This is a genomic window from Parafrankia sp. EUN1f, from assembly GCF_000177675.1.
Classification (GTDB): Bacteria; Actinomycetota; Actinomycetes; order Frankiales; family Frankiaceae; genus Parafrankia.
On record NZ_ADGX01000008.1, the window covers coordinates 44109 to 62682 of the forward strand.

Consider the following 18574-nt stretch of genomic DNA (forward strand, 5'->3'; position numbering starts at 1 on the left):
CGACGGATGGCAGCATCGACCCACCTCAGCGCCGGTGACATCGAGGAACTCGGCGAGGAGCTCGACCGCCTTCGCGCGGAGGTCCTCGCGAGCAGGGGAGAGGACGACGCCCGGTACATCCGACGGGTGATCGCGGCGCAACGCGGACTGGAGGCCGGCGGCCGACTGGTAATGCTCGCCTCCCTGCTTCCGCCGGCATGGCTGGCCGGTACGGCGATGCTCACCCTCGCCAAGATTCTTGAGAACATGGAGATCGGGCACAACGTCCTGCACGGGCAGTGGGACTGGATGCGCGACCCGCAGATACACTCCACCACCTGGGAATGGGATTCGGCGTCTCCCGCTGCCCAGTGGAAATATTCGCACAACTATGTTCACCATACCTACACGAACGTTCTCGGGCGAGATCGGGACCTCGGGTACAGTATGCTCAGGGTGACTCCCGAGCAGCCGTGGCACCCCATCTACCTGGCGCAGCCGCTGTACAACCTGGCGCTCGCGGTGGTCTTCGAGTGGGGAATCGCCCTCTACGATGTCGAGATCGAAAAGGCCTGGCGTCGAGAAAAGGACCTCGGCGAGACCCTGAATCACCTCGGCAGCGCTCTCATGAAGGTCTTCCGCCAGGGCAGAAAAGATTACGTCGTATTTCCGCTGCTCGCCGGACCGGCGTTTCTCCCCGTACTGCTCGGCAACCTCACCGCGAACATCTCCAGGAATATCTGGGCGCATACCATCATCTTCTGCGGCCATTTTCCCGGCGGCACCAGGACCTTCACCGAGGAGGAGATCGAAGGCGAGAGCCGAGCGGAGTGGTACCTGCGGCAGCTGCTTGGATCCGCGAACATCAACGGCCCAGCGGTGCTTCACCTCCTCAGCGGTAACCTCAGCCACCAGATCGAGCACCACCTCTTTCCCGACCTGCCCAGCAATCGGTACGCGCAGATCGCCCCTCAGGTCCGCGACCTGTGCGAGCGGTTCGGCCTCCCGTACACGACCGGCTCGCTTCCCCGGCAGACCGCGAACGTCTGGAGACGCATCCTGCGTCTGGCGCTACCCGGGGCCACTCGGCCCACGGCAGGCGAGACCTCGTCGGAGCCGGTCACCTCCACCTGAGCCGCGTGTGCCGTGTGCCGGCGCCGCCTGGCCAGAGCTCCCACGTGATGGCCGCTCTGGGGCTGAGCAGCCAGAGGGATCCGTGGAGAACTTCCTCGGCGGAGCCCCCGCGGACAAGCCTGGCCAAGGGCGCAGCTGGAAGCCTTGGCTACACATCTGGCTACACAATGCTCAACTTCACCCCCGCCAGGTCGGGCAAAGCCCGACGCTTGGGGGTCCGGGGGTCGCCCCCCGGGCAGACATCACAACCACGGCGAAGCCGGCCAGTCGCCGGCGAGCAGTCGACGAGTGGACAAAACCGTCCACAATACGAACCACTACCCGAACATCGTTGCGCCGCTCATATCGCTCGACACCTGAACATCCCAGGCCGCCTACCTGCGGCTTCGTGCCGCTGAACCCGTTATGGCGACCCGCAGCCACACTGCCAGGCGCGCGCCCACGCCAGGCCGCCGTGTCAAAACAAGGCGGAAACGGGCACGGCATCAGGTCGGGCAGGTGGGCGCGTGACCGCCCACCTGCCCTCCTGCCGGGTCACCACGTTGGACATCATCAGCGAGAGATCGACCGGGGCTGCGGCCATTGCGGCTGCGTGCTGAGCATCACGTTTCGCTGCTGCGGCCCCGGCATGCCCGGCGGTCAGTGTTTGACGAGGCGGGTGGTGTCTCGAAGGGTCGCCAACCGGGCACGGTACTCCTGTTCGTTGATCTCGCCGCGGGCGAAGCGATCAGCCAGAATCTCCTCGGGAGAGGGTGCAGCTGGCCCATGAGCCGCTCCAGACTCGCTGGGCGAGCGCGTTACAGAGGGCCTCCGTGCGTCGGAGCGGATCAGGGCTCGTACGAGCAGCACCGCCCCGGTGATGAGCACAGCCCAGAACAGCAGCATGCCGATGGACATGGCGAACCAGCCCCAACCACCAATATTGTGATAATACCAATACATCATCACACACTTACCTCCCGGAGCGGCGGGGTGACGGCCATGCAGTGGGACCCGCACCGCGCCCCCTACATTCTCAAAGCGTGCACCCGCTGCCGCCGGAGCGCAGGGGACGTTCGGCCGGGAGTGTCCGGCGAACGACTCTATTGCGTTTTCGGTGGTGACTGTGGACTAGCCGAGGACGATGCGGGGGCGAAGCCTACTGATCGGGCCGGTCGCTGATATTCCCTTCCTCATGAGACGGCCGAATTGTCGCGAACACCCGTGCCCCTTCGGAATCGTCTACTCGAGACCGACGTCAGCGAGATGACGTGACGTGGTGGCCTCAGTGCAGTGGGAGGCGAGATCTGTAGCGGCCGGCAGGGCGACGGCCGCCAGCGGTGTGGCCGCGAACGACACAGCGACCAACAGTCTGGAGAGCATGGCGAGCCGTGTGCGCCGGGGTCGTGGAGTAACGAGGCGGAGGACTCGTTCGGTGGTTGCGGTGCCAGTCGCGTTGAGCGGGCTGGTGACCGGATGCTGGGCCGAGGCGGGTACGGCAAGGCGGAGAACGGCCTGCGCGAGGGTGGCCGGGGTGGCGCGGCGCAGCGCCTTGTCGTCGGCTGCGAGCTCCACGAGCCGGCGGACCTCGCTTAGCGCGAGGGTGAAGAGCGGCATGCGCGGGAATGCGGTGGCGAGGATGGCGGGGAGAAGGACGATGACGTGGTGACGGCCGCTTAGGTGGGCTCGTTCGTGAGCGAGGACGGCTGCCAGTTCCGCGGGTGAGAGGACGTCCAGGGCGCCACGCGTCAGCACGATGTGTCCGCCGTCGCCGGGGACGCAGAACGCGCTCGGCCGCGGATGGTCGAGGACGACCACGCCGGTTCCGGCTGGCTCGCCAAGCAGACGGAGGTCGCAGCGATGTTGACGACGTTCGCGCCGCGCCGCTCGGCAGACCAGGTAGCCGGAGTGGACAGTCCGGCTCACGATCCAGCCGATGATGACAAGGCCGGCGTAGTCGCTCGATCCGGCCGGCGCACGCAGTTGTGGTGGCCAACCGCAACCTTGGAGCAGGAGGACGAAGGCGTCACCGAGGGTGTGCAGCGAAGTCACCAGGACTGCTGCGGCCAGCAACGCGACACTCAGGACGGAGGCGGCCGCGACGAGCCAGGTACCCGCGGCCAGTCGGGGTGCGTGCGAGGTCCATCCGGCCTGGCTGAGCTGGCGAGGGAGGAGGACTCCGACAACGGTGACATAGACGACCAGGAGGGCGAGGCTCACGAGGTCTCGTCCTCGACGCGTGCTGATTCGGCCGCCCGTGGGGGATGGCTTTGGTGCCAGCGCAGGGCCTCCTGGAGCGCCTCGTATTCGGCGGGGCCCATGGTGTCGACGAAGTGCAGCAGCGCCAGCCCTCTGTCGTCGGTCGTGGACAGCACGTCGCGCATCATTCTGGCGGTGTACTCGCCTCTGCTGAGCGCAGGGCGGTACTGGTAGGAGCGGCCGACGCGATCTCGGACGAGCCACCCCTTGTGGAACAGTCGGTCCATGACGGTCATGACGGTGGTGTAGGCGAGCGGCCTCGTAGACTGAAGGGCGTCTCGCACGTCGCGCACGGCGACCGGACCGCGGGCCGCCCACAACTGGTCCATGAGCTCGGCTTCGAGGGCTCCCAGCCGTTCCACCGTTCCGCCCTTCCGGTCGTCAGTTGTCGTCGTCAGGACCTTCGCGACGACCGATATTCGCGTTCGTCGTGCCGAGTGTCGCATTTGGGATCCGAGGTGCCCCGGGGCTCCCGCCCGCGCACTGGTGCCCCAGGGCCCTTGGCTATCCGATGCCGAGCAGGCGCTTCATGGTTTCGACTTCTGCGGCCTGTGTGGACTCGATCGTCCTTGCCAGGGCAACGGCGTCGGGGAACCGCCCGTCCCGCTGTTCGGTGCGTGCCATCTCGATCGCGCCCCCGTGGTGCCGGATCATCATTTCAAGGAACCTGCGGTCGAAGTCGGGACCGGACGCCCGCTGGAGGGCGGCCATGTCGTCCTCCGACATCATTCCCATGTCGCTGGTGCCGTGACCGCCACCGTGGCCCCCGGCGCCGGACATCGCGGTGGGTTGACCCCACGTCTCAAGCCAGCCGGTCATCGTTTCGATCTCCGGTGCTTGCGCGGTCCCGACCTGCTGGGCCAGCGTGAGCACCGCCGGGTCGGCGGCTCGCCCGGGTGCCAGCTCCGCCATCCTCACGGCCTGCTGGTGGTGCGGGATCATCATCTGGGCGAACATCACGTCCGCGTCGTTGTGGTCGCTGGCGCTGACATCGCCGTCGCTTCCTGCCGTCGTGGACGCAGGTGTCGCCGGGGTGCTGTCGCCCCCGCACGCCGCGAGCATGGCTGTCAGTGCCAGTGCTACGGCGGCGAGTCCAAGGTGGTGTCTTCTTCGCACGAGTCGTCCTCGGTGTCGGGGTTGCCTACGGGGCTGAGGCCGGAGCCGTCGAGCGCGCGGGCTGGCGTGCGTGACGTCCGACGCCGGTCAGCTCACAGCCGCCACACGCAGTAGACAGATAGGTCGGTCACGTGCCGAGGCGGTGGCGTTTGCGGTGGGTCGCCACGCGTCCTGGTGGAGGCGGAGGCACCGAGGGGGGTGGGCGCGGCCGCCAGGCAGTGCTGTTCGCCGTCGTGAACCGGCTCGGGCTCGTCACGGAACACCGCCGAGCAGAGCGTGCCTTGGTGGCCGTGGGGTTCGGCCCCAGGTTCGTGCGAGTGGGACCAGTGCGGGTGAACGTCGCGATCGGTTCCCTGCGCACAGGGCGGCGAAGCGAGCGCGTGCGCCTGCACGGCCAGGCCGGCGTGCATCGCCAGCAGCCCGAGCAGGACGGCTGACACGAACGTGAGTCGAGCCCAGAGCCCGCCGTGTCGTGCCGGTGCTTCGCCGCGCCTCACGTCAGCCTCTCCCGCGTCCGCCGCCCGGAGACTACTACAGCGGCTAGTTGTTGGCCGACCGCTATCTACTGGTCCCCGTAGTAGGTATTGCGGATCACTTATCCCCATCGGAGCGTTGGACGCGCCCCGTCCACGCGACGACAGGGCGGCCGTGGACCATCGAGAACGAGCATTCCGGCCACTGTCTCCGTCGCCCTGTCGACAGCCAGACAGAGCGCTGCCACCGGTCACCGCCGACCCGCTTTTCTACTACGTGCAGTAGTGGTTTAGCGTAGCCTTCGGCCACCCGCGCCGGACCGCGTGCCGATCCTGGCGCGGTCTCGGCGCTCCCTTCGACATGCAGTCGGGCAGAACCAAGGTTCCGTCCTTCCTCCGGAGACCTCTGCGAGAGACGCCGGACACGGCAGCCGGTATGCGGCCGCCAGCCTGCGACGTCGGGCGTCGGTACCAGCGCCTTCTCACGGGCCGCCCAGCTGGTGCTCGACCGGGAGTCCTTCGGTACCCATGTCCGCCGTCGCGGAGGTTCGGTGAATCTCGCAACTGTTCTCGTGACCGGCCTGTTTGAGGGCGGGGTGTCCTGTGCCGCGGTCCAGGGCGGACTGCTTGCCGGTCTGATCACCCGGCAGCGTGCCGCGGCGGCGGGATCAGCGCGGCTGCCCGGTGGCGCACCCGTCCGAGGCCGCCACTCGGCCCGTGTCCAGCGCGCGCGGCCTGCTCCAGGACCGCTGTCGCCGCAGGCGGGGAAGGGGCCGGGTTGGCGCGCGCAGCTCGGCGACGACCTCGCGTCGGTCGGTGGGTTTCTGGCCGGCAAGCTGGTCTCGCACGTCGCACTCGGGGCGCTGCTGGGAGCGGCTGGCAGCGCGGTGGAACTCTTGGTCGACGCGCGCACCTGGCTACAGATCGGCGCAGGCCTGCTGATCATGCTGTTCGGTCTCGCCCAGCTGGGCGTACCCGGATTCCGTCGCGTCGTCGTGGAACCGCCCGCGTCCTGGACGAGGATCGTCCGCAGGCGCGCCCGTTCCCAGGCCGCGTTGGCACCGGCGCTGCTCGGCCTGGCCACCGTGCTCATCCCGTGCGGCGTGACACTGTCGGTGGAGGCGCTGGCACTCGCGTCCGGGTCCGCGCTGGCGGGCGCGGCCACGATGGGTGTGTTCGTCCTCGGCACCGGCCCGCTGTTCGCCGTCCTCGGCTACGCCGCCCGCAGGACCGCGACCGCGTGGCGCGGCCGACTGGCCGTGGTCACTGGACTGGTCGTGCTGGCGATGGGGCTCTACACCCTCAACGGCGGCCTGCAGCTCGCCGGCTCGCCCCTGGCCGCCAACCGGCTCGCCGAAACCCTCGGTTTCGCCCAGCTGCCGGCGGCCGACGCGTCCGCCGCCTCGACCGCCGAGGGCCACCAGACCGTGGAAATCAACGCTCGCGCCGACTCCTACAGCCCAGGCAACGTCCAGGTGCAGGCCGGTGTCCCCACCACGCTGGTCGTGCACTCGGACAACGTGCAGGGCTGCATCCGATCGTTCGTCATCCCTGACCGCGACGTCGAGAAGATCCTGCCCTCGCAGGGCGACACGATGATCGACCTCGGCGTCCTGGAGCCCGGCCAGCTGCGCTACGCGTGCGGCATGGGCATGTACACCGGCCTCATCACCGTCGTCTGACCACGTCCACGTCGATCGCACAAGGAGAACGGAGTACCACGGTGCCCGTCACCACGCACACATTCCACATTGAAGGAATGCACTGCGGCAGCTGCTCGCTGCTCATCGACGATGCGCTGGAGGACCTGCCAGGTGTGCGCAGCGCCCGGACCGCCCTCAGACAGGCGCGCACCACGGTCGAGCTCGACCTCAGCCAGAACAGCTCGCAGGACGTGGTCAAGGCGATCGAAGAACTCGGCTACCGGGCCTCGCCGCTGCTGTGACGGACCCTGGCAGCGGACACGCGAGTTGGCAGCACTCCATCTCTCCTGACCACCGCATGAGGCAAACCGCGGACGCTCCACCGACCGCACCGCTCATCATCCGCCGGACGGGACGCCACGCGGCACGCACGACGGGTCGGAGGCGAACCGATCCACGGATCATGGCCGATGTGGGGGCAGGCAGGATCACGGCGGCGTTCGCGTCACTCGGTGCCGCCGCCACCCATGTCGCTGTCGCGCCAGGCCACTTCGGTGACTGGCCGCTGTCAGGTGTGTTCTTCTTCGCGACGGCGGTCTTCCAGGCAGGCTGGGCGCTCGCCGTGATGCGAGGGGCCGGCGGGCGGACGATGGCGGCGGGCCTGCTGGTCAACGCCGGGTCGGTCCTGTTGTGGGCTGTCAGCCGGACCTCCGGGCTGCCCGTCGGCCCCCACTCCGGCATAGCCGAACAGGTCGACAGAGTCGACCTCACCACGGTCGCGTTCGAGGTGGCGGTCTGCGTCCTCGCGCTGTGGTGCCTGTGGTCCCGGCACGCGCGCGGGTTCCGCTCCTCGTTCAGCGCGGCCGTCGTGATCGGTGCCGCTGGCGCCGGTGTTACCGGCCTCGCGATGCCCGCAGTGGAGCTCGCCGGTTCACACAGCCACGGCCACGAGACCACGGACGAGTCCGTCCCGCACTCCCACGGTCAGGACGGGGAGCATCCAGCGACCCCGACCCCGACCCCGACCCCAGGCGGCGGCGAAGGCGGGACGCCCCCCACACCACCGACAGTGGGCGAGACCGGCGAACCGGAGCGGCTTGCGCCCGCGTCGAGCCACACCCATCGCCCCGGCACCGCACCTCACGACGACTGAGTCCGGCTTCCCGCGCTTCCGCACTGGCGGGTGACGTAGGACGGCACGCTCGATCGGCCAGGGCGGGGCGATGGACGTGGGAAGGCGAGTCGACCGCGCGTTCCTTCTACCAGCAGCAGCGAAGGGCGCACCCCTTCCCCTGGATACCCCCCGGGGGTATGTTCGGTACGTCGAGTTGGCCGCCGCCAGTACGCGCGGCCCGTCGAGTACCGGCGCATCACCAGACTCCGAGAGAGGACCTCCCGATGACCACGACCACCTACACCGTCACGGGCATGACCTGCGCGCACTGCGTCGCCTCGGTCACCGAGGAAGTCGGCGAGATCGCCGGCGTCACCGACGTGGCCGTGGACCTGGGCTCCGGCGCGGTCACCGTGACCAGCGGCCAGGAGCTCGATCCGACCAGGGTGCGCACCGCGGTCGAGGAGGCCGGCTACCAGCTCGTCGGCTGAAGCCGGCGCCCCTGCGGGTCGCGGCCACGGCCAGGCCCCGCGAGAAGGGAGTGCTAATGAACACGATCGCGAGACTGTCCGCCTTCGGCACAGCGCTCGCCCTGGTCATCGGTGGTGCCTACGGCGTCGGCGCGGCGGTCGGTCCGCTGGACGCGGTCACCGCCAGCCCGGAGCACAGCTCCGACACCGGCGGCACCGGCCACGGCGGCGGGGACGGCCACGGCGGCGCCGCCGACGACGCCTCGGACCTGCCGGGCGGGTTGGCGTCGAGCCTGAGCGGCTACACCTTCACACCCACCGTGTCGACCTTGACACTGGATGACACGGACGACTTCACGTTCCGGATCACCGGGCCCGGCGGGGAAGCCGTCACCGCCTTCGACGTCGAGCACGACAGGCGGATGCACCTGATCGTGGTGCGCCGCGACGGCAGCGCGTTCCAGCACCTCCATCCGACGATGGCACCCGACGGGACCTGGTCGGTTCCCCTGCGGGTGCACGCAGCCGGTTCCTACCGGGCGTTCGCGGACTTCACCCCCACCGGCGCCACGGCCGTCACCCTGGGCGTCGACCTGACCGCCCCGGGCCTGTTCGAGCCGATAGCCCACCTGCCGGACCGCCATGCCTCGGTGGACGGCTACGAGGTGACTCTCGCCGGCGACCTGGTCGGCGCGCAGGCATCGCCGCTCACCCTGACGGTTCGCAGGGACGGGCAGCCGGTGACGGACCTGGAGCCCTACCTCGGCGCCCACGGGCACCTGGTGGCGCTGCGCGAGGGCGACCTGGCCTACCTGCACGTACATCCCGACGGTGGGGACACGTCAGCCGGCCCGGACATCCCGTTCGTCGCCGACGTGCCGACCGAAGGCCGCTACCGGCTGTTCCTCGACTTCCGGCATGACGGAGTCGTCCGCACCGCGGAGTTCACGGTGCCCACCGGACCGGCCGGGCCGGACGCCGCCACGACATCGCCCGCGGCGGGGCACGCCGACGACAGTCACGGGCACTGATCGCGAGAGGAGACACCGGCCGGCATGAGCACCACCACGCACTCCACCACCACGCACTCCACCGCCACGACGCCGCACGCCACCGACGCCCTGGTCACCGAGATCGAGCTCACGATCGGCGGGATGACCTGCGCTTCCTGCGCCAACCGGATCGAACGCAAGCTCAACAAGCTCGACGGCGTCACCGCCACCGTCAACTACGCCACCGAGAAAGCCCGGGTGAGCGCCCCCGAGGGCGTCGACCCGACCATGCTGGTCGCCCAAGTGAAGGCAGCCGGCTACACGACCGAACTACCCCGGCCTCCGGCCGCGGACCTGGAACCGGCCGCGGGTGTGGCCGAGACCGAACCCGATCCGACCCGGCCACTGCGCCACCGCCTGATCACCAGCGTCGTGCTCGCGGTTCCGGTCATCGCGATGGCGATGGTCCCAGCGCTGCAGTTCACGAACTGGCAGTGGTACTCACTCGTCCTGGCGAGCCCCGTCGTGACCTGGGCCGCCTGGCCCTTCCACCGCGCCGCCTGGACGAACCTTCGACACGGCGCCGCGACGATGGACACGCTGATCTCGATCGGTGTCGGTGCGGCGTTCGGCTGGTCCCTGTACGCCCTGCAGTTCGGCACAGCCGGGACACCGGGGATGACGCACCCCTTCGAGCTGACGATCACCCGCGGCGACGGCACCGGCGACATCTACCTGGAAGTCGCGGCCGGAGTCACCACCTTCATCCTCGCCGGACGCTACTTCGAGGCACGCGCCAGGCGACAGGCCGGCGCCGCACTGCGCGCGCTGCTCGAACTCGGCGCCAAGGACGTCGCGGTCCTGCGGGACGGCACGGAGATCCGGGTCCCGATCGGGCAGCTGGCCGTCGGCGAGCGGTTCGTCGTCCGGCCCGGCGAGCGGATCGCCACCGACGGCGTGGTCGACGAAGGCTCCTCCGCCGTCGACGCCTCGATGCTGACCGGCGAATCCGTCCCCGTGGAGGTCGCCCCAGGCGACGCCGTCACCGGAGCGACCGTGAACGCCGGCGGGCGACTGGTCGTGCGTGCCACCCGGGTCGGCGCCGACACCCAGCTGGCCCAGATGGCCAGGCTCGTCGAGGACGCCCAGAACGGCAAGGCCGCCGCGCAGCGGCTCGCCGACCGGATCTCCGGCGTGTTCGTACCTGTCGTCATCACCCTGGCCGCGGCCACCCTGGCCTTCTGGCTCGGCGCGGGGGCCGGCCCGGCCGCCGCGTTCACCGCCGCGGTCGCCGTACTGATCATCGCCTGCCCGTGCGCCCTCGGGCTGGCCACCCCGACAGCACTGCTGGTCGGAACGGGCCGGGGAGCGCAGCTCGGCATCCTCATCAAAGGCCCCGAAGTACTTGAATCCACCCGGCGCGTCGACACGATCGTGCTCGACAAGACCGGCACCGTCACCACGGGACGCATGAACCTGGTCGAGATCCACGTCGCCGCCGGTGTGGATGAGACCGAGATGCTCCGGCTCGCCGGAGCGTTGGAGAACGCGTCCGAACACCCGATCGCCGCCGCGGTCGCCCGCGGCGCCCGCGAGCGGGTCGGCGACCTGCCCGGCGTCGAGGAGTTCAGCAACCTTGAAGGACTCGGCGTCCAGGGAGTTGTCGACGGGCACGCCGTCCTCATCGGGCGGACGGCCCTTCTGGAGAAGTGGAGCCAACCGCTGCCGCCCGACCTCGCCGCAGCCAGGACCACTGCCGAGGCGGCCGGCCGCACCGCCGTCGGCGTCGCCTGGGACGGGAAGGCCCGCGCCGTCCTCGTCGTCGCGGACGTCGTGAAACCCACCTCAGCACAGGCCGTCACCCAGCTCCGCCAGCTGGGGCTCACCCCCGTGCTGCTCACCGGCGACAACACGGCCGTCGCCCGCACGGTCGCGGCAGAAGTCGGCATCGAAGCCAGCCCGGACACCCTCATCGCGGAGGTGCTGCCAGCCGACAAGGCCGACGTGATCAGGCGCCTGCAGGCCGAGGGCAAGGTCGTCGCGATGGTCGGCGACGGCGTCAACGACGCCCCCGCCCTCGCCCAGGCCGACCTCGGCCTTGCCATGGGCACCGGCACCGACGTCGCCATCGAGGCCAGCGATCTCACCCTCGTCCGCGGCGACCTGCGGGCCGCCGCCGACGCGATCCGCCTCTCCCGCCGCACCCTGGCAACCATCAAGGGCAATCTGTTCTGGGCCTTCGCCTACAACCTCGCGGCACTGCCCCTGGCAGCGGCAGGCCTGCTCAACCCGATGATCGCCGGCGCCTCCATGGCCTTCAGCTCGGTGTTCGTCGTCGCCAACAGCCTGCGACTACGCCGCTTCACCGCACACGTCGACAGCCCACCCACCACGACAGCACCCATCCCCCGACGCCGCCGGGACGGCCCAAATACATCCATCCAAGCCCCGGCCACTCCGCGCGGCTGACCACCCTCGCACTCGATCAACCAACCTGTCGACCAACGATGTAGTTGAAAGGCGCGCGACCTTCCCGCCGCGTCCGTGAACCTCCATGGCGCCGGCCGTCCGGGTGCTGTGTCTGCCCATGGCCACGGCCCTCCGCCGTCGCCGGCCGGCTCGCATGCACCATTGGTGCATCAATCCCGAGGCCCGGTGCTGCCGCCGAGGGCCGAGCAGCTCATCGCCGCCGTGGCCCCACTACGGCTCGACCCCGCGGACGCCTGGGCCGTCGCCGGCATCGTGAACGGCTACACCCTCGGCCACGCGCTCCGCATCGCCCACCCGGCCGCCGACGCCGGGCAGCAGCCCTACCCGATTGTCGACCCCGCCGTCTTCCCCCACCTCGCCCGCGCGCTCCGCGCGCGCACCCGAACGCGACGACGCCACCTTCACCACCGGCCTCGACGGCATAGCACGACGCTTCGTCCATCCAGGACGGTAGCCACTACGCTGAGTAGCAAGGCTATCGAAGGCTGCGATGGGACTCGAACCACCCAGGAGTATCTAGACCTGCGCAAACGCGGCGCCGCGATCCGACAGGCGCCCTGCCGCACCAGAAAAAAGATCAGTAGATTTGAACGATTTCGCAGGTCAGCATCTACGTGACCCTGCGTGGTGGAGACGAGGGGACTTGAACCCCTAACCCCTGCCTTGCAAACTGAGCGGATCACGTCCCTGCGGGGTCGGTCGTCGTACGACCTGCACCGAGTGCACGGGTGGAGCGTGTCATGCGTCCCGCGCCGTCCCACTCAATCGCACCCGTCTCCACGCGCCGTGTTCGCGGATTCGTTCGCGTGGCCTGGCGGCCGTCAGCCCCGTGATCACCGGCGTTGAGCGTTCCACCAGGCGTTCGGCACCGAGGCCCTGTGACCCACCGTGGCAGCCCGTTGGGTGATAGCGGCTAGCAGTTCCCCCTGCTATCGCTAGCAGGTCCGCTAGCAGCCGAATGCGCCCCTGACCAGCCATCTAGCGGCTAGCAGGCCGACAGCTCTCCTCCCATCGAACCCGCCAGGAGCCGCCTCATGCACCCTCATGCCACTCCTGCTAGCGGCGCGCCGTCGCATCACGAGCTGTCACCGTCGGCAACATCGGCCGGAACGGCGCCGTTGCCGGTTGGCGACGTCTCGCCCATCGGGGAGGATGGCCCGGTGACCGCAGGATCGCCTGACCCGGACCTCGAATGGTGGACGACGTCCGACGTCGCCGAGTACCTCGGTGTCCGCGTTGGAACGGTCAGCGCCTACCGGAAAAGTGGTCGGTTGCCAGAGCCTGACCAGACGGTTGGACGTACGCACATGTGGCGCCCTGGCCGCATCGTCGAGTGGCACGCATCCCGCACCCGCGTCGGCGTAGGCGGACGGCCTCGGAACGAGGTTGTCGCCGAGCCAGCCGGACACACGGTCGACGAAACGCCGGTCGAATCGGCTCCGGAACCCAGTGATTCCGGAACCATCATTGTCGCATCGGAAGGTGGAGCCAGTGTCAGCGGAATCAGTTGAGCGCGTCGGCTCCGCAACAATCGCCGATCATTTCCGTAAAGAAATCGAACTAGGCAATCTTTCTCCCGGTCAAAAACTACCTACAATTAGAGATATAGCGAAAGACTGGGGAGTCTCACGTCCGACCGCAGATAAGGCCATAGCGATTCTCCAGATGGAGAATCTTGTTCGGACTGCGGGGCGAGGTGGGACCACGGTATGCGGCAACGAAGATCGGGTTGATTCGGCGCTGCTAGTCGAAGTTGATGAAGATCTAGAGATCTCATCCACCGAGATTATTACGGCATCGGAGAGCGTTGCGCGTCAGCTCAACGTCGCCGCCGGGGGGTCAATTCTAGTCGTTCGTCTGCGCAGGAAGGCTCGCGACATCGCGTAGGTTATCGAGATAATCGCGCACCTCGGCATTATCGGGATTGCGTTCTTGCAGGACGGCCGAAAGCTCGCGAGAACACATGAGAAGTGACGGTATCGACTGACGGTCCCCCCGCAGCGCCCTTTGCCCGTACGCGACAGCTTGGTCTACGTCACCTTGACGTGCGGCTACGACCCCGAGCGTTATCCTGGCCTCGGCATTTCGCATCGGAGAGCGTTCGCGGCCACTAAAGTCGGTTCCGGCTTCGATTACATGGCGAGCATAGGTCTCTGCCAGGCGATCTTCGCCAAGGATGCGGTAGCAGTCCATGGCGTAGAAATCGAACTTCGCAGGGTCGACCACGAAGTGGTTTTCAATGTTGTCGGGGTATGGCAGCTGCTCAAGCATCGATCTCCCCTGATCAAGGGCGACTTCCACTTGACGCCGGTCCCCAATTCTCGCCCACGCTTTTGCCCGTTGGGCTGCGAGCTGCACCGCCACCCCCGAGTTCGGCGCCACGTGCTGCCCTGCCTCACCGGCGACAATGGTTCCACGATAATCGCCCTGTGTAAGGCAGTACCAGGCTTGCATCTCGTGTGCCCACCCAGAGATTTCCGCCTGCCCCGCCTCATTGCCGAGCGACATCGCCGCTCTTCGGGTGGCCTCGGCTCCCCGCTTGTCTCCTAGGTCGTACTCCACGCAGCCGACCAGAAGTGCTAGCCAGCCTGCTTGCATCAGCAGTTCCCGGTGCTGCGCGAGCGTCAGCCGTTGGTCTAGGAGGCCGGTAATCCGTCCGAGCCAGGCGCGCCCCTCCACCTGGAGCTGAAGCGACGGCGACGAGGCATATTCGCAACACAGTCGCTCGGTCGTGATTGCCAATGCGTCTAGCGTTCCCTGGCCAAGATCGGACATTCTCATTCGAGAGACGATCTCAAGCGTGCCCATTCCCGTGGCTGCCAAAAGATCTCCTCGGACGAAGGTGATTTCGGTGCTGGAAATAGTGCACCGGTCACTGTACCGAATGTTTTCGCGAGTAGCGGTTTGTAGAAGTCGTCTGGGACGGTTTCCCCTGCCTCCCAGCGCTTCCAGTTGCGAATCAGATTGCTGTCGCTGGTTAGCGCTGTGGCGCCCGCGTGGCCGCGCAAGGCGCGAACGGCCTCGGCTTGAGACCAGCCCCGGGCGTCTCGTTCCTCGCGGAGTCTTCGAGCCCAGGCGGGACGTTGACCGTCGGTACTCGAGTCGTTGGCCACGGGAGCCTCCCTCTCTTGAGCGTTCGCCTACGAGTGTGAGGCTTCCGCCCGAGGCCGAGTAGTGACGGTTTCGGGGGACATGGCCTGTCCCCACACTTGTCCCCACATCGTCACCGTCTTGTCACCTTACGCAGTGATCTGTCCTGTCTCACTGTGGCGACATGGCCGGTTGCGGAACGGCTTGACATACGGCCTAGGCCAAAGCAGTATGGCCTACATCGAAAGCGGACCCCGGTGCCAGCCGCCAAGCAACGCACCGGGGTCGGTGCACCGAACGCCCTGGTGAGAGGAACCGAACGATGCTTCTTGAGCGTACTTCCGCGCGTCCGGTCGGGTCGATGCCCGCTGGTGGCGGAGCCCCGAACGCGGCTCCGATCTTCGATGAGGATCTGCACGGGCCGACGTGCGGTTACCTGGCTGCGCGGGTGCCGCTGACGTACGCGCTGATGGTCGCCGCGTTGGTCGATGGCGAGACCCTGACCCGCGAGGATCTCCGCACCCCTGCGGAGGTCCGCCACGAAGTCGAGTTCCACATCGCGTTCCGTGGGATGGCCTCGGTGTTCGAGACGGCCGACCGGCTGTCCTGGGAAAGGGTGGGCACTGACGAGTGGGTGGTGTTCTGCCGCCAGGCCGTCATGGAGATGCTCGCCGCTGAGGGTGTCATCTCCGGTGTCGACCAGCTCACGGCCGACGAGCTGGCCGCCGGTCTGATGCACCTGAGCGACCGGGATGCCGAGGACCTGACGAACCCGATCGACGTCCGGTACGAACTCACCCGGATCGCCTACACCCGAGGGGTCGACGCCTTCCGCCAGGCCGCCGCCGAGCCGTTCGAGGTTGACGCCCCCGCGTTCGACACCGAGGCGCACGCCTGGCCGGGGTTCTGCCGGCAGGCCGTGGCCGGCATGCTCGCCTCCGACGCCGCGGCGGTGGCCGCGTGAGCACCGCACTTCTGATCCGTCCGTCGGCGGGAACCGCCCCGCCGCAGGTCCGGCCAGAGCAGGTGCCGGCCGCGACCGGCCCGGACATCAACCGTCTGTCGTGTGAGCGGGGGTGGTCCCGCGCGCGGCTGGTCCTCGAACTGCGCCGCGCCGCGACCGCCGGCCGCGCGACGCTTCCCGGGGACGAGAGTCTGAAGCGGATGATCCGCCAGTGGGCCAACGGGCAGCGTGGCCTGTCCCCCCTCTACGCCGATCTGCTCACCGCCGTGTTCGGGGTGCGGTTCGAGCCGTCCGCATCGCTGAACGGCTGCCCGGTGTGCGGCACAGCGCCAGGCGCCCCGGGATCGTGCACTCGGGTAGGTCACCGGTGAGCGTCGGGAATCCGTCGACGCGGCGGCATCTGTTCGCCGCGTTCGGGGGTCGGTGCGGCTACTGCCTGACCGCCGACGCTGACCACCTCGACCACCTGGTGCCGCGTGCCGCCGGGGGCACCAACAGCCGGTTCAACCTGATACCGGCGTGCACCCCGTGCGGGACGTCGAAGGGCGCGCTGTCGGTCGCGGAGTGGGTGAGCCGCCGCGCGACCGGCACCCCGACGACCGGTGCCGGCGCGCCGGCGCCCCCGGTGTACCGGGTGCCGATGAAGCCGGTGCACCACCAGCCCATCGCGGCCTGACACCGGACCGGTCGTCACACGGCGATCGGTCGAACCCCGATCCGCTGGTCGATCGTCAACCCGACTCGTACGTGTACGGCCGATCCGTACCGCTTGCCGGTGCCGACCTGCACCGATCGACCCGCCGCCGCACCGCCGAAGTCGATCCGAACCCACGTACCGGTAACACGCGCCGGCTGGCGTACCGGTACGCCCATCCCGCCACGAGAGGTGATGACGCATGCCCCGAACCAGCCTGCCCCCACCCGGGGGTCCGTCCGATCCGTCGCGTCCGACCGGGTGCGACAGGTCCCGCCCTACGTGGGCGGTACCGCACCGCACACCCGGACCGCGCACCGGCGCGGCTGCCTGCCTGGTGCGGTCGACGAGGTGCCCCCTCCCCCTTTCCGACGTGCCGCGCGGCACGTCGGAGGCCTACGGACGGAGTGCGGCGCCGCACCCCGTTCCGGCAGGTCACACACCGAACGTCGGGGGGAGGGGCATCTCATTCCCGGACCCCGTCGCAGCTGCGGCGGTGTGCGATGACCGGCCCGGACGGCACCCCGACCGAAGCGGGGTCGGTGCGTCATCTGCGCGTCGCCGCGCCGTCGCCTGGCGAGCAGGACGAACCGTTGCCCGGCATGCCCGCGACCGCCGGCCCGACCGGCGTCACCGGCGAGCAGGAGCAGGCCGACCCCGCGCCGGACGACGGCGGGTCCGGATCGCAGGCGACACGGCTGGTCGCGCTGTCTCGTGAGCGGTACCGCGTCGTCCGCGGCAGCGACGGACGCGCCTACGCCGTGGACCTGACCGGCCCGATGATCGCCCTGTCGTTGCGCGGCAAGGACGGTCTACGCACCCGCCTGGCCACCGCGTACTACGACCGGTACGACTCGACCCCCGGCGGGGGTGCGCTGTCCGACGCCCTGACCGTGCTCGAAGGCGCAGCCGCCGAGGCCGAACCGGAATCGGTCGGTCTGCGGGTCGCCGCGACCGTCGATGGTGGCGTGGTCCTGGATCTGGGCACCGTGGACGGGCGGTGTGTACAGGTCGACGCGCACGGCTGGACCGTGCTGGAACGGTCCCCAGTGCTGTTTCGCCGGACCGCGCTCACCAGCCCGTTGCCGATCCCCGCGCGGCCCGGTGACCTGGCCGCGTTGCGGGGGCTGGTGAACGTGTCCGAGGCTGGTTTCCGGCTGCTGGTCGGGTGGCTGGTCGCCGCGTTCCTGCCTGACATCCCGCACCCGATCCTGGTGCTGACCGGCGAGCAGGGCACGGCGAAGTCCACCGCGGCGCGGATCACGGTCTGTCTGCTGGACCCGTCACCGGCGCCGTTGCGGTCCGCACCCCGCGACGTGCGGCAGTGGTCGGTCACCGCGTCCGCATCGTGGGTGGTCGCACTCGACAACGTGTCCGGGGTCGCGCCGTGGTTCTCCGACACCCTGTGCAAAGCCGTGACCGGTGACGGCATGGTCGACCGGGCCCTGTACACCGACGACGACGTCACCGTGATCAGCTACCGGCGCGTGCTGGCCATGACGTCGATCGACGCCGGTGATCTGGCCGGTGATCTGGCCGAACGGATTCTTCCGCTCGAACTCACCCGGATCGACCCGAGCAGGCGCCGGACCGATGCCGAGATTTCCGCCGCCTACGACGCCGCGCGCCCCGCCGTCCTGGCCGCGCTGCTGGACCTGCTGTGCCAGGTACTGGCGGCCCTGCCGGGGGTGCGGGTAGCGGAGCTGCCCCGGATGGCGGACTTCGCCCGGGTCCTGGCCGCCCTCGACACGGTCACCGGCTGGACCACCCTGCCCGACTACACCACCGCCGCCGCCGACCTGGCCGCCACGGTCGTGGCCGCCGACCCGGTCGCTGATGCGGTCCGCCGGCACCTGGCCGACGTCCGGGTGTGGACCGGCACGGCGGACGCGCTCTACGCCCAGCTGCCGGCGCCGGACCCGAGGCCGCGCACCTGGCCGAAGTCCGCGCGCGGGATGTCCGGCGCCGTGCGCCGCGTGGCGCCGGCCCTACGCGCCCAGGGCGTCACGGTCGACTTCGCCCGGGAAGCGGGCGGCAACCGTGCGCGGCTGATCCACCTGGCCTACGACAGTTCACCGGATCGACCGTCCCGACCGTCCCAACCGTCCCTAGAGCCCCCGTGACCTGCACAAACACCCGGGACGGTTGCTCTGCCCGACCGTCCCACCCTGACGGCC

17 protein-coding genes and 1 pseudogene are annotated in these 18574 nt (G+C 69.1%); 13 read left to right on the forward strand and 5 right to left on the reverse strand.

The annotated features are described in order from the left end of the window. Window positions 1-6 precede the first annotated feature (6 nt). Window positions 7-1113, forward strand: coding sequence for an acyl-CoA desaturase (locus FREUN1FDRAFT_RS03585; protein WP_006538577.1), 1107 nt, complete (start codon window positions 7-9; stop codon window positions 1111-1113). A 639-nt stretch (window positions 1114-1752) separates the two neighbouring features. Here the strand turns inward: FREUN1FDRAFT_RS03585 and FREUN1FDRAFT_RS03590 are convergent. The 4 genes from FREUN1FDRAFT_RS03590 to FREUN1FDRAFT_RS03605 form a co-directional block, all read right to left on the reverse strand. Next, entirely contained in the window at window positions 1753-2058 is a 306-nt protein-coding gene (locus FREUN1FDRAFT_RS03590; protein WP_006538578.1) for an SHOCT domain-containing protein, read from the reverse strand. Window positions 2059-2334: 276 nt separating this feature from the next. Further along, window positions 2335-3312, reverse strand: a complete 978-nt coding sequence (locus tag FREUN1FDRAFT_RS03595) for a M56 family metallopeptidase (RefSeq protein WP_006538579.1) — start codon at window positions 3310-3312, stop codon at window positions 2335-2337. After that, complete coding sequence (locus FREUN1FDRAFT_RS03600; RefSeq protein WP_006538580.1) at window positions 3309-3713, reverse strand: BlaI/MecI/CopY family transcriptional regulator; 405 nt, start codon at window positions 3711-3713, stop codon at window positions 3309-3311. The genes FREUN1FDRAFT_RS03595 and FREUN1FDRAFT_RS03600 overlap by 4 nt, the downstream gene beginning before the upstream one ends. Window positions 3714-3855: 142 nt before the next feature. Then, window positions 3856-4467 carry a DUF305 domain-containing protein gene (locus FREUN1FDRAFT_RS03605; RefSeq protein ID WP_006538581.1) on the reverse strand — a complete coding sequence of 204 codons (612 nt, stop codon included), beginning with the start codon at window positions 4465-4467 and terminating at the stop codon, window positions 3856-3858. 1024 nt (window positions 4468-5491) lie between these two features. Between FREUN1FDRAFT_RS03605 and FREUN1FDRAFT_RS03615 the strand changes: the two genes are divergently transcribed. From FREUN1FDRAFT_RS03615 to FREUN1FDRAFT_RS40955, 8 genes are all read left to right on the forward strand, one after another. After that, on the forward strand, window positions 5492-6622 hold the full coding sequence (locus FREUN1FDRAFT_RS03615; protein ID WP_006538583.1) for a sulfite exporter TauE/SafE family protein: 1131 nt from the start codon (window positions 5492-5494) through the stop codon (window positions 6620-6622). Window positions 6623-6663: 41 nt separating this feature from the next. Next, window positions 6664-6885: a heavy-metal-associated domain-containing protein gene (locus tag FREUN1FDRAFT_RS03620; protein WP_006538584.1), complete on the forward strand. Its 222-nt coding sequence runs from the start codon at window positions 6664-6666 to the stop codon at window positions 6883-6885. 161 nt (window positions 6886-7046) lie between these two features. Next, the gene (locus tag FREUN1FDRAFT_RS03625; protein WP_006538585.1) at window positions 7047-7736 is read left to right on the forward strand and encodes a hypothetical protein; all 690 of its coding nucleotides are present in this window, start codon (window positions 7047-7049) and stop codon (window positions 7734-7736) included. Between the two features lie 245 nt (window positions 7737-7981). After that, entirely contained in the window at window positions 7982-8188 is a 207-nt protein-coding gene (locus tag FREUN1FDRAFT_RS03630) for a heavy-metal-associated domain-containing protein (RefSeq protein WP_006538586.1), read from the forward strand. Window positions 8189-8244: 56 nt separating this feature from the next. Continuing rightward, window positions 8245-9198 carry a hypothetical protein gene (locus FREUN1FDRAFT_RS03635; protein WP_006538587.1) on the forward strand — a complete coding sequence of 318 codons (954 nt, stop codon included), beginning with the start codon at window positions 8245-8247 and terminating at the stop codon, window positions 9196-9198. 24 nt (window positions 9199-9222) lie between these two features. Beyond that, window positions 9223-11628, forward strand: a complete 2406-nt coding sequence (locus tag FREUN1FDRAFT_RS03640) for a cation-translocating P-type ATPase (protein ID WP_006538588.1) — start codon at window positions 9223-9225, stop codon at window positions 11626-11628. A 1055-nt stretch (window positions 11629-12683) separates the two neighbouring features. Beyond that, window positions 12684-13160, forward strand: a complete 477-nt coding sequence (locus FREUN1FDRAFT_RS47890; RefSeq protein WP_157474267.1) for a helix-turn-helix domain-containing protein — start codon at window positions 12684-12686, stop codon at window positions 13158-13160. Further along, a complete protein-coding gene (locus FREUN1FDRAFT_RS40955) occupies window positions 13141-13536 on the forward strand; it encodes a GntR family transcriptional regulator (RefSeq protein WP_157474270.1) in 396 nt (131 codons plus the stop codon). Before FREUN1FDRAFT_RS47890 ends, FREUN1FDRAFT_RS40955 begins: the two co-directional genes overlap by 20 nt. Here FREUN1FDRAFT_RS40955 and FREUN1FDRAFT_RS03655 read toward each other — a convergent pair. Further along, a pseudogene (locus tag FREUN1FDRAFT_RS03655) lies at window positions 13495-14657 on the reverse strand (hypothetical protein). The gene FREUN1FDRAFT_RS40955 and the pseudogene FREUN1FDRAFT_RS03655 overlap by 42 nt on opposite strands. A gap of 404 nt (window positions 14658-15061) precedes the next feature. Here FREUN1FDRAFT_RS03655 and FREUN1FDRAFT_RS03660 point away from each other — a divergent pair. The 4 genes from FREUN1FDRAFT_RS03660 to FREUN1FDRAFT_RS03680 all read left to right on the forward strand — a co-directional run bounded on the left by FREUN1FDRAFT_RS03660 (window position 15062) and on the right by FREUN1FDRAFT_RS03680 (window position 18520). Then, on the forward strand, window positions 15062-15703 hold the full coding sequence (locus FREUN1FDRAFT_RS03660) for a hypothetical protein (protein WP_006538591.1): 642 nt from the start codon (window positions 15062-15064) through the stop codon (window positions 15701-15703). Continuing rightward, a complete protein-coding gene (locus tag FREUN1FDRAFT_RS39440) occupies window positions 15700-16074 on the forward strand; it encodes a hypothetical protein (protein ID WP_006538592.1) in 375 nt (124 codons plus the stop codon). Before FREUN1FDRAFT_RS03660 ends, FREUN1FDRAFT_RS39440 begins: the two co-directional genes overlap by 4 nt. After that, the gene (locus tag FREUN1FDRAFT_RS03670) at window positions 16071-16379 is read left to right on the forward strand and encodes an HNH endonuclease (RefSeq protein WP_006538593.1); all 309 of its coding nucleotides are present in this window, start codon (window positions 16071-16073) and stop codon (window positions 16377-16379) included. Before FREUN1FDRAFT_RS39440 ends, FREUN1FDRAFT_RS03670 begins: the two co-directional genes overlap by 4 nt. Before the next feature lie 521 nt (window positions 16380-16900). Beyond that, window positions 16901-18520 carry a hypothetical protein gene (locus FREUN1FDRAFT_RS03680; protein WP_006538594.1) on the forward strand — a complete coding sequence of 540 codons (1620 nt, stop codon included), beginning with the start codon at window positions 16901-16903 and terminating at the stop codon, window positions 18518-18520. Window positions 18521-18574 lie beyond the last annotated feature (54 nt).